This window comes from Devosia sp., assembly GCF_028290645.1.
Taxonomy (GTDB): domain Bacteria; phylum Pseudomonadota; class Alphaproteobacteria; order Rhizobiales; family Devosiaceae; genus Devosia_A.
The window spans coordinates 1-14549 of record NZ_JAQGJL010000176.1 but is presented as its reverse complement, the minus strand read 5'-3'; the positions used below and the strand labels follow the sequence as shown (position 1 = coordinate 14549).

Genomic DNA, 14549 nt, shown 5'->3' with positions numbered 1-14549 from the left:
GCTCTCGGTCGCAGCCATCATCGTCACCTCGCTGATCGCGCTGGTGCAGACCGACATCAAGAAGCTGATCGCCTACTCGTCCGTCGCCCACATGGGCTTCGTCACCATGGGCATCTTCTCGGGCAACATTTACGGCATCCACGGCGCCATCTTCCAGATGATCTCGCACGGCGTCGTTTCCGCCGCGCTCTTCCTCTGCGTCGGTGTCGTCTACGACCGGATGCACACCCGCGAGATCGCGGCCTATGGCGGCCTCGTCGAACGCATGCCGCGCTACGCCTTCGCCTTCATGATCTTCACCATGGCGAACGTGGGCTTGCCGGGCACCTCGGGCTTCGTCGGTGAGTTCCTCACCATGTTCGGGGCCTTCCAGGCCAATACCTGGGTGGCATTCTTCGCTGCGTTCGGGGTCATCCTGTCGGCTGCGTACGCGCTGTGGCTCTATCGGCGGGTGATCTTCGGCGCCTTCACCAAGGAGTCGCTCAAGGGCATACTCGATCTCGACCGGCGCGAAATCGCGGTGCTGGTGCCGCTGGTGGTCCTCACCATCCTCTTCGGCTTCTATCCCGCGCCGATCCTCGATGCGACCGCCGCTTCGGTGAACCTCGTCGCGGAAAACTTCGCCAACGCCATCGGCGCCGCCCCGGCAGCCGTCGCGGACGTCGGCCACTAGGAGAAGACGGGCATGCTGTCCGACGTATCGAGCTTTGCTTCGCTCGCACCCGCCTATCCGGAACTGCTGCTCGCCATCGGCGCGGTGGCGCTCCTGCTCGTCGCGCTGTTCTGGAAGAACATCAGCTCGACCGCTGTGGCCATCGTCGGCATCGCGCTGCTGATCGCGGTGCTCGCCGTGCTGCTGCTGCAGCCGGCGACGGGCATCCTGTTCAACGGCGGCTTCATCGTCGACGGCTTCGCCAGGTACATGAAGGCCCTGGTGCTCGGCGGCGCCGCGGCGACCGTGCTGATCTCGCTGTCGAACGCCAAGGAGCACGGCATCGACAAGTTCGAGTACTCCCTCCTCGTGCTGCTGGCGACGCTTGGCATGATGGTCATGGTCTCGGCCAACGACCTGATGACCCTCTATGTCGGCCTCGAGCTCCAGAGCCTCGCGCTCTACGTCGTCGCCGCGATGAAGCGCGACGATCCTAGGGCCACCGAGGCGGGCATCAAATACTTCGTCCTCGGCGCTCTCAGCTCCGGGATGCTGCTCTATGGCGCCTCGCTGGTCTACGGCTTCACCGGCACCACTCAACTGGACCAGATTGTAGCTGCCGTAACGCTGGATACACGCTCAATCGGCTTGATCTTCGGCATGGTTTTCCTATTGGCGGGCATCGCCTTCAAGATCTCCGCCGTGCCGTTCCACATGTGGACGCCCGACGTCTACGAGGGCGCGCCGACCCCGGTCACGGCCTTCTTCTCGGCCGCCCCCAAGGTCGCCGCCATGGCGCTGTTCATCCGCGTCACCACGGTCAGCTTCGGCCCGATCACCCACGACTGGCAGCAGATCGTCATCTTCCTCTCAATCGCCTCGATGGTGCTCGCCGCCTTCGCCGCGATCGGCCAGAATAACCTCAAGCGATTGCTGGCTTATTCCTCCATCGGCCATGTCGGCTTCGCGCTGGTCGGCCTCTCGGCCGGCACCGAGGTCGGGGTCGAGGGCGTCGCCATCTACATGGCGGTCTATATCGCTATGACGGTGGGCATCTTCGCCTGCGTGCTGGCACTGCGGACCGAGAACGGTCCGGTGGAGACGATCAGCGAGCTGGCGGGCCTCGCGCAGCGCCGGCCGTTCGTCGCCGCCATCATCGCCATCCTGATGTTCTCGCTGATCGGCATGCCGCCGCTCGCCGGGTTCTTCGCCAAGTGGCAGGTGTTCCTCGCCGCGATCGAGCAGAACCTCTTCGTCCTCGCGGTCATCGGCGTCCTCGCCTCGGCGGTGAGCGCGTTCTATTACCTGCGTATCGTCAAGGTGATGTATTTCGACGAGCCGGTGGCGAAGTTCGCTGCCGTGCCGGGCGAGCTCAACGTCGTCATGGCCGGCATCGGATTCCTCATCGTCACCTATTTCGTCACGGTGGGTGCGCCGCTGACCGCGGCCGCCCATAGCGCGGCCGGAAGCCTGTTCTAGTGGCGGGTTTCTGGCTAGGGACGAGGGCATCATCGCGCGGCTATCGGCTCCACGGCTTCGATAGCGTCGGGTCGACCTCGACCGAGGCAGCACGAGCCGCCCAGGCGGGCGACATCGGCGACGTCTGGTTCTGCGCGCTGCAGCAGACGGCCGGGCGCGGCCGTCGCGGTCGCCCGTGGCAGACCGTGCACGGCAATCTCGCCGCGAGCCTGCTGATCGTCCCCGACGCCGATCCGGCGATATCGGCGACCCTCGGCTTCGTCGCCGGCGTGGCGCTCAATCGGGCGCTGAGCGAAGTCGTGCCCGGGGCCCGGCTCAAGACCGGCATCGACGGCGCCGATCACGCGCAGGGCCGCATCGCGCTAAAGTGGCCGAACGATGTGCTGGCCGATGGCGCCAAACTCGCCGGCATCCTGCTCGAGGCGCAGAAGCGCCCGGACGGCGGCATGGCGATCGTCATCGGCTTCGGCGTCAACGTGGTCGCGGCGCCAGAGGGGCTGCCCTATCCGGCGACGTCGCTGCGCGGCCTCGGGCTCGATATCGGCGCGGAGACCGTGTTCGGCGCGCTGTCCGATGCCTGGGTCGACGCGATCGAGATCTGGGACCGGGGCAGGGGCATCAGCCAGATCCTCGAGTTCTGGCGCAATGCCGCCGCCGGCATCGGCGCCGAAGTTGCAGTGAACCGCGACGGCGATGTCGTCCGCGGCATATTTGAATCCATTGACGAGGCGGGGCGACTGATCGTCCGCGCCAATGATAACAGTCGCATCGCCATCACCGCCGGTGACGTGCATTTCGGTACGACCGCAAGCCTCAGGAGCTGAAGATGGCCAAGACGAGACCCGACGAACTGGTCTTCGTGCCGCTCGGCGGCGTGGGTGAGATCGGCATGAACATGGCGGCGTACGGCTTCGGGCCGGAACGCGGCCGCAAATGGATCGTCGTCGATTGCGGCGTGACCTTTGCCGGCCCGGAAGAGCCGGGTGTCGAGCTGATCCTGCCCGATCCGGCGTTCCTCGAGGAGAACGCCGACGACATCCTGGCGCTCGTCCTCACCCACAGCCACGAGGACCACTATGGGGCCGTGCTCGACCTGTGGCCGGCCTTCGATCGCCCGGTCTACGCCACCGCCTTTACCGAGGCGATGCTGAGCGCCAAGCGCGCCTCGGAGGGAATCGTCGAGGAAGTCGAAGTGCGGCCGATGCGGGTGGGGAAGCCTTTCACCGTCGGGCCGTTCACGATCGAGGCGATCAACGTCGCGCACTCGATCCCGGAGAGTTGCGCGCTGCTGATCACCACGCCGGTCGGCCGTGTGGTCCATACCGGCGACTGGAAGCTCGACCCGCATCCGGTCGGCGCGCCCCCGACCGATGTCGGTCGATTCGGCCGGATCGGCGAGGACCGCTCGAGCCCGATCGCCCTGATCTGCGACTCCACCAATGCGATGAAGGACGGCACCAGCCCCTCCGAGGACGAGGTCGCCTCGACCCTTGCCGCACTGATCGCGGAGTCGCCGCATCGCGTCGCCGTCACCACCTTCGCCTCCAATGTCGGCCGGGTGATCTCGGTCGCCCGCGCCGCCCAGAAGGCCGGGCGCAAGGTCGTCATGTCGGGCCGGGCGCTGCACCGCATCAGCGGCATCGCGCGCGAACTCGGCATGCTGGAAGGGATCGATCCGTTCCTCGACCAGAACGAGTACAAGACCCTGCCGCGCAACAAGGTGGTTCTCCTCTGCACCGGCAGCCAGGGCGAGGCGCGGGCCGCCATCGCCCGGATTGCCCGCGAAGAGCACCCCGAGATCTCGCTCAATGCCGGGGACCGGGTGATCTTCTCGTCCTGGGCCATCCCGGGCAACGAGCGCGAGGTCATCGACATCCAGAACCTCCTGATCGACCGCGGCGTCGACGTGATCACCCAGACGCACGGTCTTGTCCACACCACCGGCCACCCGCGCCGCGAGGAGCTGAAGCGGCTCTACGACATGATCAAGCCCGACGTGCTGATCCCGGTGCACGGCGAGGCGGCGCATCTCGAGGCCCATGCGCTGCTCGGTCGGCAGCATGGCATCGAGACGGTGGTCCACGCCCGCAACGGCGACATGGTGCGGCTGTTCCCCAACACCACGCAGTTCCCCGGGGAGGTCCGCGTCGGCCAGCTCTATCTCGATGGGAACGTGCTCTGCACGCCCGAGGAGAGCGGCGTAAAGGGCCGCCGCCGGCTCAGCTTCGGCGGCCACATCGTGGTCAGCCTCTGCGTCAATTCGAGCGGCCTGATCCTCGCCGGCCCGGAACTAGTGATCGAGGGGCTGCCCGATGTCGAGGACGACGACGAGTCGCTCCCGCAGCTCATCCGCCGCTCGGTCACCGGAACGCTGAAGTCGATCCCGCCCAAGCGCCGCAGCGACCCAGAGATGGTCAACACCGCCCTGCAGCGGGCGGTACGCAGCGAGGTGTCGTCCTATTGGGGCCGCAAACCCAACGTAACCATCTTCGTTCATCGCGTCTGAGTTTGCGCCATGCAAATCGGCACCTACTTCGCCATCTACTTCGTCGCCTGGTGGATCTGCCTGTTCCTGGTGCTGCCGTTCAAGGTGCGCAACCAGGTCGATGCCGGCCAATGGACGCAAGGCACCGAGCGCGGCGCTCCCGCCGGCATATTCAGGTTCTGGCCCAAGCTGCTGATCACGACGGTGCTGGCGGCGGTCGTCACGGGGCTGCTGCTCTGGGGCCTGAGCGCCGACTGGCTGCGGGAGTACTGGCGGTAGCGGTTGGGCAGGTTGAACTCGGAGTCATTCCCGCGAAAGCGGGAACCTCCGTTTGGGATCGTGCCGCAGGTGGGAAACCGAGGTTCCCGCTTTCGCGGGAATGACACCGCGTGTCGGGCTGGCACCTGCTTCCTCCGCAGACCAAGTGCTCGGCGAGTGCACAGATTGCGCAGTAGCAGCGCCAACCCGCCCTGCAGTCAAGCGTTCGGCGAACCTACCGTCCCTTTTTCGACACCGCATGCGCGTACGCCATCTCCAGCGCCGCCCGCAGCTCCGCTTCGCCAATCGCCTCCAGTTGCACCATGGTCCAGCCCTGCCGGCCCCATGCATTGTCGATGGGCCTGAACGCCTCCGGCGCCAGCATCACCTTGAACTCCTGCTCGTCGGGCGTGAACCGGAGGTTCGCCGTGAGCCCATCGGCGGCAAGCGTGGCGTAGATGCGCGCCACCTTGAATGCCCGCCTGTCGAAATGTGCCGCTTCCGTAGTCCCGGGCAGCGACAGTGCAATTTCCCTCAGTACAGAAGAACCTGTCATCTCTGCTTTACCGGAAATGAAAAAAGCAGGGCCTAAGCCCTGCTTTGAAGAGTTTTTCGACAATACGTTGGTCTTAGGCACACGGTTAGGTGGCTGCCAACGCTCCTCCCTTGACGTTGTCGACGTCCGGCAACTTGCGGTTGCCTGTGTTCTTATGGCGAGGGACCCTAACAACTGAATCTGGGGCTGCCAAGCGGATTCTGCATGGCAGCCATCGCAATTTTACATGGGCTTGAATCAATCACCGGCCGTGTTCCGAAGCTGCGTAAAACGGCCGCACGCCCAAGTGTTTGCCTAAGTTTCGCGCGCTTTTGCGGGCTCCACTTTTGCGCGCATTGCGCTATAGGGTTTGCCAACCGAATCCGGCGCCATCGAGGACCATCCATGCGTTTGAGCCGCTACTTCCTGCCCCTCCTGAAGGAGACGCCGAAGGAAGCCGAAATCGCGTCGCACCAGCTCATGCTGCGTGCCGGCATGATCAAGCAGCAGGCAGCCGGCAGTTACGCGTGGCTGCCGCTCGGCTTCAAGGTGCTCAACAAGATCGTCAAGATCATCGAGGAAGAGCAGAACCGCTCCGGCGCGATCCAGCTGTTGATGCCGACCATCCAGTCCGCCGATCTGTGGAAGGAAAGTGGCCGGTACAACGCCTACGGCAAGGAGATGCTGCGCATCGAGGATCGCCACGAGCGCGACATGCTGTTCGGGCCGACCAACGAGGAGGTGATCACCGACATCTTCCGGACCTACGTCAAGTCCTACAAGGACCTGCCGCTGAACCTCTACCATGTGCAGTGGAAGTTCCGCGACGAGGTGCGGCCGCGCTTCGGCACCATGCGCAGCCGCGAATTCCTGATGAAGGACGCCTACTCGTTCGACCTCGACGAGGCCAGCGCCATCCAGGCCTTCTACCGCATGTTCGTCGCGTACCTGCGCACCTTCCACCGCATGGGTCTGGTCGGCGTGCCGATGCGTGCCGATACCGGCCCGATCGGCGGCGACATGAGCTATGAGTTCCACGTTCTCGCCGATACCGGTGAGAGTGCGGTGTTCCTCGACAAGCGCCTTGTGGATAAGCCGATTCCGGAGATCGACACCGATTTCCGCTCCGACCTGACACCCATCTTCAAGGACTGGACGTCGCTCTTTGCCGCCACTGACGAAATGACCGACGAAGCGGGGTTCAAGGCCGCCGTCGATCCGGAACACCAGCTCGCCGCCCGCGGCATCGAGGTCGGCCACATCTTCTTTTTTGGCACCACGTATTCCAAGCCGATGAAGGCAACCGTTACTGGCCCCGACGGGCAGGCCGTCGAGGTACAGATGGGCAGCTACGGCATCGGCCCGACCCGCCTCGTGCCGGCGATCATCGAAGCGTCGCATGACGAGGCCGGCATCATCTGGCCGGTGAGCGTCGCGCCCTTCGAAGCCGTAGTGATCAACCTCAAGGTCGGCGACGCCGAGAGCGACAAGGCGTCCGAGCGGCTCTACGAGGACCTCAAGCTCGAGGGCATCGACGCGCTGCTCGACGATCGCGACCAGGGCGCCGGCGGCAAGTTCGCCGCGGCCGACCTGATCGGCATCCCGTACCAGCTGATCGTCGGGCCGCGCGGGCTCAAGGAAGGCCAGGTCGAGATCAAGCACCGCAAGTCCGGCGAGCGCGAGACGCTGTCGGTCGAAGAGGCGGTCGGCCGGCTCAAGCGGCTGATCGTGCCGCAGCGGCGGGACAGCGTTTGACCCCACTCCCGCCCATCGCGGCGAAGGGGCCGGGACCGTTCTCGCGCTTCGAGTTCCTGGTGGCGGGCCGCTACCTGCGGGCCCGCCGCAAGGAGCGGTTCGTCTCGGTGATTGCGGTGCTGACGCTGCTAGGCGTGGTGCTCGGTGTCGCGACGCTGATCGTCGTGATGTCGGTGATGAACGGCTTCCGCACCGAACTGCTCAGCAAGATCCTCGGCCTCAACGGGCATTTCGTCGTCCAGACGATCGACGAGGGGTTCGACGACTACAATGACGTGGTGACGCGCCTCGAAGGCGTGGGGGGTGTCCGCTACGCCGTCCCCTATGTCGAGGGCCAGGCGCTCGCCTCCGGCCTCTCGAGCGCCACCGGCGTCGTGGTGCGCGGCATCAGCGAGGCCTCGCTCCAAAAGCTCGAGCTGCTGCGCGACGGCGCGGTGCTCGGCGGCTGGGGCCAGTGGGACGCGGGGCAGGGCGCCGCCATCGGCCAGCGGCTGGCCGAGCGCTTGGGCCTCACCATCGGCGACCAGATCACCATCATCAATCCCAACGGCACGCCCACCCCCTTCGGCCGGACGCCGGCGGAGCGGACGCTGCCGGTCAACGTCATCTTCAATATCGGCATGCCCGAGTATGACGGCTTCTACGTCTACCTTCCGATGCAGGCGGCGCAGGCCTATTTCCGCCTCTACGAGGACAAGCTGAGGCCCGGCGCCGTGATGCCTGGCGTCATGGCGACCGACGAAGAGATCGATGCCGCCTACGAGCGCGCCTACCAGGCGACCGGCGTCGAGGTCTTCGTCGCCGACCCCGACAACATCGCCGGCATGCGTGACAAGCTCCAGGCATCGCTCGACCGCCCCTTCGCCATCGCCGACTGGCAGCAGCGCAACGCCACGTTCTTTTCCGCGCTGCAGGTCGAGCGGGTGGTGATGTTCGTCATCCTGTCGCTGATCATCCTCGTTGCCGCCTTCAACATCATCGCCAGCCTCGTCATGCTGGTGAAGGACAAGGGCCCGGACATCGCGGTGCTGCGCACCATGGGCGCAACCCGCTCCTCGATCCTCCGCATCTTCTCGATGACGGGCTTCGCCATCGGCCTCTCGGGCACGCTGCTCGGGCTGATCCTCGGGCTGGTGGTCGCCATCAACGTCGAGGCGATCCGGTCCGCCATCTCCAACTTCCTCGACATCGCGATCTTCCCGCCCGAACTGTTCCTGTTGTCCAGCCTCCCGTCGCGGGTCGATACCGGCGAGGTGGTCCTCGTGGTGCTGCTGTCGCTGGGCCTCACCTTCCTCGCCACGCTCTATCCGGCATGGCGCGCCGCCCGGCTCGACCCGATCGAGGGGCTGCACCAATGACCGATGGCGCCGCCGATCCCGGGCCCTTCTCGCGCTTCGAGTTCATGGTGGCTGGCCGCTACCTCCGGGCCCGCCGGCGCGACCGCTTCGTCTCGGTCATCGCCGGCCTGACTCTGACCGGCATCGCGCTCGGCGTCGCGGCACTGATCGTCGTCACCTCGGTGATGAACGGCTTCAATGCCGAGATCGTCGCCAAGCTCCTCGGCCTAAACGGCCATTTCTCCGCCTATCCGATCGAAGCCCGCTTCACCGACTACGACCAGTCCGCCTTCCAGATCCAGAGCGTCGACGGAGTCGTGGCGGCGATCCCCTATGTCGAGGGCCAGGCGCTGGCGTCCGGCGCCAAGGCCGACTCCACCGGCGTGATCGTGCGCGGCGTATCGCTCGGCTCGATCGAGAAGCTGAAGCTCTTGCATGACGGCGCGATCCTCGGCCACTGGGACGGCTGGGACGACGGCAATGGCGTCGCCATCGGCAAGCGCCTCGCCGAAAAGCTCAAGGTGAACATCGGCGATCCGGTTACCCTGCTCACTCCCGACACCGAGGGCGCGCAGGGCGGCAACCGGCCGCGCACCCGCTCCTACCGGGTGCAGGTGATCTTCGACCTCGGGATGACCGAGTTCGACAGCTTCTACCTCTACATGCCGCTGCGCGCCGCGCAGGACTATCTCGACATGTTCGAGCGGGTTCTGAGGCCCGATGCCAAGGTGCCTGCCGTCGATGCCACCGAGGAGGAGCGCGAGGCGGCCTACGACCGTATCTACCGGGCCACCGCCATCGAGATCTTCATCGCCGACCCCGGCGCCATAGACTCGATGCGGCTGAAAATCGGCCAGCAGATCGAGCGCCCGCTGATCCTCTCGGACTGGCGCCAGCAGCACCAGAATTTCTTCGATGCGCTGCAGACGCAGGGCACGGTGATGTTCGTCATCCTCTCGATGATCATCGTCGTTGCCGCCTTCAACATCATCTCCAGCCTCATCATGCTGGTGAAGGACAAGGGCACCGATATTGCGGTGCTCCGCACCATGGGCGCGACGCGCGGCGCCATCATGCGGATCTTCGGCATTGCCGGAGTGGCGATCGGGGTCGGCGGCACGCTGATCGGGCTGGCGCTCGGGCTGGTGATCGCCGCCAATGCCGAGCCAATCCGGGCGTTCCTCTCGAGCCTGCTCGGCATCACCATCTTTCCGCCCGAAGTGTTCTTCCTCTCCTCGCTGCCCAGCCGCACCAACCCCTCCGAGGTGGCGATGATCGTCGCGGTGGCGCTCGGCCTCAGCTTCCTCGCGACGCTCTATCCCGCCTGGCGCGCCGCTCAATACGATCCCGTCGAGGCCCTGCGCTATGAGTGACGTCCATCTCAAACTCACCAAGGTGCATCGCCACTACGGGGACGGCGAGACGCTGGTGCGCGTGCTGGAAGCGGCCGACCTCGAGGTCAGGGGCGGCGAACTCGTCGCCATCGTCGCGCCGTCGGGCGCCGGCAAATCGACGCTGCTCCACATCTCGGGCCTGCTCGAGCGGCCGCAGGCCGGCGAAGTGGATATCACCGGCATACCCACCAGCAAGCTCAACGAGCGCGGGCGCACGCTGCTGCGGCGCGACACCATCGGCTACGTCTACCAGTTCCATCATCTGCTTCCCGAGTTCTCGGCGCTCGAGAACGTCGCCATGCCGCAGCTCATCGCCGGCTATGACAAGGCTGCGGCCGAGAAGCGGGCAATGGAGCTCCTCGAAATCCTCGGCATTGGCCCGCGGGCCCAGCACCGGCCGGCGGAGCTTTCGGGCGGCGAACAGCAGCGCGTCGCCATCGCTCGCGCCGCCGCCAACCATCCCCGCATCATCCTCGCCGACGAGCCGACCGGCAATCTCGACCCCTCGACCAGCGACGTGGTGTTCGACGCGCTTGCTGCGCTGATCCGCGAGGAGGGGGCCGCCGCTCTGATCGCCACCCACAACCACGAGCTCGCCCGGCGCGCCAACCGGATCGTGACCCTCAGGGGCGGGCTGATCGAGCCGATAACGCTCTAGCGGTCCCAGGCTTCGGACGGGGCGTCGCTCACCTCCGCCTCGCGGCGCCTGCGTTCCCGGTCGCTCAAGGTATTGATGCGCGTCCGCAGGGCGCGGATCTGTCGCTCTTGTCGCTCGGTCGTCGCCTTGAGCTGGCGGATACGCGCTTCGGCGGCGTCGCGGTGGTTCACATCCCACTCGCGCACCCGCTGCACCACCACCTTGGTGGGCTTGGGATCCAGCAGCTCGTCCCAGTTCTCGTCGAGCGAGCCGACCAGCCGGTGCGCCGCAAGTGCGGCCGACGCCCTCTCGCCCGGGTGGTCGGAGCCCAGCAGCTTCAGGATGCGAACGAGCTTTTCGCGGTCGCGGTCATCTATCGCCATGCTCTGAGCCGTAGCGGGATGTTTGGGCCAAATCCAGTCACCTGGCCCTTCAACCGCATCACGTTGGTCACTTGCGCGAAACTGATGGCACTATCGAGAAAGGTCATTGTCCCGCCGCCGGGGAATTCTTGGCCGATGTTCGCCCGATCAGAACGGCAGCTCGTTCGCCCCCGCCACCTTGAACGGCCGCGCGCTCCCAAGACTTGGGCTCGTGACGATCGGCCCCCGGTGAGGGCATGGAATTGCTCAGCGTTCGGCTGCTGGTTCACGGCTTGTTCTCCTTCGATCCTGCCGGGTTGCAGCTTGCTGCGCGTTAACTACGTGTTGATGGCTATTTCGATGCCGCTGGACAAGAACATATTGAGAACATAGAAGAACAGAACAGAAACTTTGGAGGTTCCGATGCTGTCGTTCGTCAAGGATCTGCTGGCTTTCGTTACGATTTGCGGCTTTTCGGTCGCGTCTCTCACCTGGATGGATATCGCGGCCCGACTCGTGTGACAGCCTGTGGATTGACGTCCTCGTGTGTGGCCGTTGTGTCGGCACGAGGTTAGGAACGACGAATGGCTGGTCCCGGCTTCATCCACCTGCATGTTCATTCCGCCTACTCGCTGCTCGAGGGGGCGTTGCCGCTCGCCAAGCTGCTCGACCTGGCCAAGGCCGACAAGCAACCGGCTCTCGGCATAGCCGACACGAACAACCTGTTCGGGGCTCTGGAATTCTCCGAGAAGGCCGCGGGGAAGGGGATTCAGCCGCTGATCGGGGTGGAACTGGCGATCGATTTCTCCGAGATGGAGGACAGCCAGGACCGTATGCAGGAGCGCGGCCAGGACCGCGGCCGCTACGGCAAGGGCGGGCTGGTGCTGTTCGCCGCCAGCGAGGCCGGGTTCGCCAACCTGTCGCGGCTGGTCAGCCGGTCGCATCTCGAAGGCGAGAACGGCCGCGCCGCCGCCAAGCTCGGCTGGATGGAGCGCCACGCGCTCGAAGGCATCATCTGCCTGACCGGCGGGCCTGAAGGGGCCATCGACCCCTGGTTCGGTAACAACCTGGATACCATTGCGCTGGGGCGGCTCGATCGGCTGCAGGAGCTGTTCGGCGACCGCCTCTATGTCGAGCTGCAGCGCCATGGGCGCCCGCAGGAGGCCCTCAACGAAGCCAAGCTGATCGACTACGCGTACCGGCGGGGCGTACCACTGGTCGCCACCAACGAGCCGTTCTACCCCGGTCCGGCCGACCACGAGGCGCATGATGCGCTGCTCGCCATCGCCGGCGGCACCATGGTGGCGCAGACCGAGCGCCGAAAACTCTCTGACCAGCACTATTTCAAGACCCGCGAGGAGATGCAGAAGCTCTTCGCCGACCTGCCCGAAGCGCTCGACAGCACGGTCGAGATCGCGCAACGCATCGGTTACCGGCCGAAGAAGCGCGACCCGGTGCTGCCGAAGTTTGCAGCGACGCCCGACCTCACCGATGCCGAGGCGGTAGCGGCGGAGGCGCGGGCGCTCGCCGATATGGCGCGCACCGGGCTCGACGAACGGCTGAGGACTGTCGGCGTGGCCCCGGGCAAGACCGAAACCGAGTATCGCGAGCGGCTCGAGTTCGAGCTCGGGATCATCGAGAAGATGAAGTATCCCGGCTACTTCCTGATCGTCGCCGACTTCATCCGGTGGGCCAAGGCGCAGGACATCCCGGTAGGGCCGGGACGTGGCTCGGGCGCCGGCTCGCTGGTGGCCTATGCGACGACCATCACCGACCTCGATCCGCTCCGCTACAACCTGCTGTTCGAGCGCATGCTCAACCCAGAGCGCGTGTCGATGCCGGACTTCGACATCGACTTCTGCCAGGACCGCCGCGAAGAAGTCATCCGCTATGTCCAGCGGAAATACGGCGAGGCGCAGGTCGCTCAGATCATCACCTTCGGTACGCTGCAGGCCCGCGCTGTGCTGCGCGACGTCGGCCGCGTGCTGCAGATGCCCTATGGTCAAGTGGACCGCATCGCCAAGCTGGTGCCGGCCAACCCGGCCGACCCCTGGACGCTCGAGCGCTCGCTGAAGGAAGTCCCGCAGCTTAGGATGATGGCCGACGAGGACGAGCAGGTGGCGGAACTCCTCGCCATCGGCCAGAAGCTCGAGGGTCTTTACCGCCACGCCTCGACCCACGCCGCGGGCATCGTCATCGGCGACCGGCCACTGCAGGAGCTGGCGCCGCTCTATCGCGACCCGCGTTCGGACATGCCGGTCAGCCAGTACAACATGAAGTGGTCGGAATCGGCCGGGCTGGTGAAGTTCGACTTCCTGGGCCTCAAGACGCTGACCACGATCAAGCGCGCCGTCGACATGATCAACCGGGACGGCGGGCATTTCCGCATTGAAGACATCCCGATCCACGACGTGAAGACCTACAAGCTCTACGCGGATGGCGACACGGCCGGGGTGTTCCAGGTGGAAGGCGCCGGCATGCGCCGGGCGCTCGTCGACATGAAGCCCGACCATTTCGAGGACATCATCGCGCTGGTGGCCCTGTATCGGCCGGGCCCGATGGAGAACATCCCGCTGTTCAACGCGCGCAAGCGCGGCGATGAGGACATCGAGTATCCGCACGAGGCCCTCAGCGAAGTCCTCGACGAGACCTATGGCATTATCGTCTACCAGGAGCAGGTGATGCAGATCGCCCAGCTGCTCTCGGGCTACTCGCTGGGCGAAGCCGACATGCTGCGCCGCGCCATGGGCAAGAAGATCAAGGCCGAGATGGACGCGCAGCGCGAGCGCTTCCAGGAGGGCTGCATCCGCTTTGGCCTCAAGAAGGGCCTTGCCGACACCATCTTCGACCTCCTCGCCAAGTTCGCCAACTACGGCTTCAACAAGTCGCACGCCGCCACCTACGCCCTGGTCAGCTACCAGACCGCCTACCTCAAGGCGCATTACCCGCACGAGTTCTTCGCGGCGACCATGACGCTCGACATGGGTAATACCGACAAGCTCAACGAATTCCGCCAGGACGCCAAGAAGCACGCCATCGAGATCGTCCCGCCCTGCGTCAATCGCTCGGACGCGGTGTTCAACACCCACGAAAAGAAGGTGTTCTACGCCATCGGCGCGGTGAAGGGGGTTGGGCAGGCGGTGGCCGAGCACATCGTCGCGGCCCGTGGCGACAAGCCGTTCAGCGACCTCGGCGATTTCGCCGCACGGGTGGATGCCCGGATCATCAACCGCCGCACGCTGGAAGCCCTGGTGAACGCCGGCGCCTTCGACCAGCTGGCGCCGCGCCGGGAGCAGGCCTTCGCCGCGATCGACTCGATCGTCGCCGTGGCGCAGCGTACCAACGCCAACGCCGCCGACGGCATCATGGACATGTTCGCGGCCGACCGGCCGGAGCCCATCGCACTCAGTCAATCGGTAACGAACTGGGTACCGGCAGAGCGGCTGGCGCGGGAGCATAGCGCCATCGGCTTCCACCTCTCGGGCCATCCGCTCGACCAATACGCCGAGCTGTTCGACCGGCTCAGGGTGCAGCCCTATGCCGATTTCGAGCGGGCGGTGAAGGAAGCCGGCGCGAGCGCTGGGCGCCTCGCCGGGACCCTGGGGAGCCGCAACGACCGGCGCACCAAGAAGGGCACGCCGATGGCGATCCTGTC

At 65.7% G+C, this 14549-nt stretch carries 12 protein-coding genes; 10 read left to right on the top strand and 2 right to left on the bottom strand.

Going from position 1 to position 14549, the window contains the following annotated elements; genetic code table 11:
* From JWQ89_RS09845 to JWQ89_RS09825, 5 genes are all read left to right on the top strand, one after another.
* Positions 1-673 (top strand): NADH-quinone oxidoreductase subunit M (locus JWQ89_RS09845; protein ID WP_299640547.1); only part of this gene is annotated, 673 nt, incomplete at its 5' end.
* Positions 674-685: 12 nt separating this feature from the next.
* Entirely contained in the window at positions 686-2131 is a 1446-nt protein-coding gene (gene nuoN / locus JWQ89_RS09840) for an NADH-quinone oxidoreductase subunit NuoN (RefSeq protein WP_299640544.1), read from the top strand.
* Positions 2131-2955 carry a biotin--[acetyl-CoA-carboxylase] ligase gene (locus JWQ89_RS09835; protein WP_299640541.1) on the top strand — a complete coding sequence of 275 codons (825 nt, stop codon included), beginning with the start codon at positions 2131-2133 and terminating at the stop codon, positions 2953-2955. Before nuoN ends, JWQ89_RS09835 begins: the two co-directional genes overlap by 1 nt.
* A 2-nt stretch (positions 2956-2957) precedes the next feature.
* The gene (locus JWQ89_RS09830) at positions 2958-4637 is read left to right on the top strand and encodes a ribonuclease J (RefSeq protein ID WP_299640539.1); all 1680 of its coding nucleotides are present in this window, start codon (positions 2958-2960) and stop codon (positions 4635-4637) included.
* Positions 4638-4646: 9 nt separating this feature from the next.
* Positions 4647-4895 carry a DUF1467 family protein gene (locus JWQ89_RS09825; protein WP_299640537.1) on the top strand — a complete coding sequence of 83 codons (249 nt, stop codon included), beginning with the start codon at positions 4647-4649 and terminating at the stop codon, positions 4893-4895.
* A 214-nt stretch (positions 4896-5109) separates the two neighbouring features.
* On the opposite strand, the gene JWQ89_RS09820 is transcribed toward JWQ89_RS09825, so the two are convergent.
* Complete coding sequence (locus JWQ89_RS09820; protein ID WP_299640535.1) at positions 5110-5430, bottom strand: MmcQ/YjbR family DNA-binding protein; 321 nt, start codon at positions 5428-5430, stop codon at positions 5110-5112.
* 384 nt (positions 5431-5814) lie between these two features.
* Between JWQ89_RS09820 and proS the strand changes: the two genes are divergently transcribed.
* From proS to JWQ89_RS09800, 4 genes are read left to right on the top strand one after another with little or no spacing between them, the layout of a single operon-like run.
* On the top strand, positions 5815-7164 hold the full coding sequence (gene proS, locus JWQ89_RS09815) for a proline--tRNA ligase (RefSeq protein ID WP_299640533.1): 1350 nt from the start codon (positions 5815-5817) through the stop codon (positions 7162-7164).
* Complete coding sequence (locus JWQ89_RS09810) at positions 7161-8522, top strand: FtsX-like permease family protein (RefSeq protein WP_299640532.1); 1362 nt, start codon at positions 7161-7163, stop codon at positions 8520-8522. The genes proS and JWQ89_RS09810 overlap by 4 nt, the downstream gene beginning before the upstream one ends.
* Positions 8519-9874: an ABC transporter permease gene (locus tag JWQ89_RS09805; protein WP_299640530.1), complete on the top strand. Its 1356-nt coding sequence runs from the start codon at positions 8519-8521 to the stop codon at positions 9872-9874. The genes JWQ89_RS09810 and JWQ89_RS09805 overlap by 4 nt, the downstream gene beginning before the upstream one ends.
* Complete coding sequence (locus JWQ89_RS09800) at positions 9867-10553, top strand: ABC transporter ATP-binding protein (protein WP_299640527.1); 687 nt, start codon at positions 9867-9869, stop codon at positions 10551-10553. Before JWQ89_RS09805 ends, JWQ89_RS09800 begins: the two co-directional genes overlap by 8 nt.
* Here the strand turns inward: JWQ89_RS09800 and JWQ89_RS09795 are convergent.
* Positions 10550-10915, bottom strand: coding sequence for a hypothetical protein (locus tag JWQ89_RS09795; protein ID WP_299640525.1), 366 nt, complete (start codon positions 10913-10915; stop codon positions 10550-10552). The two genes, JWQ89_RS09800 and JWQ89_RS09795, sit on opposite strands and share 4 nt — an antisense overlap.
* A 563-nt stretch (positions 10916-11478) precedes the next feature.
* Here JWQ89_RS09795 and dnaE point away from each other — a divergent pair.
* A partial coding sequence (gene dnaE, locus JWQ89_RS09790; RefSeq protein WP_299640523.1) for a DNA polymerase III subunit alpha occupies positions 11479-14549 on the top strand: 3071 nt, incomplete at its 3' end.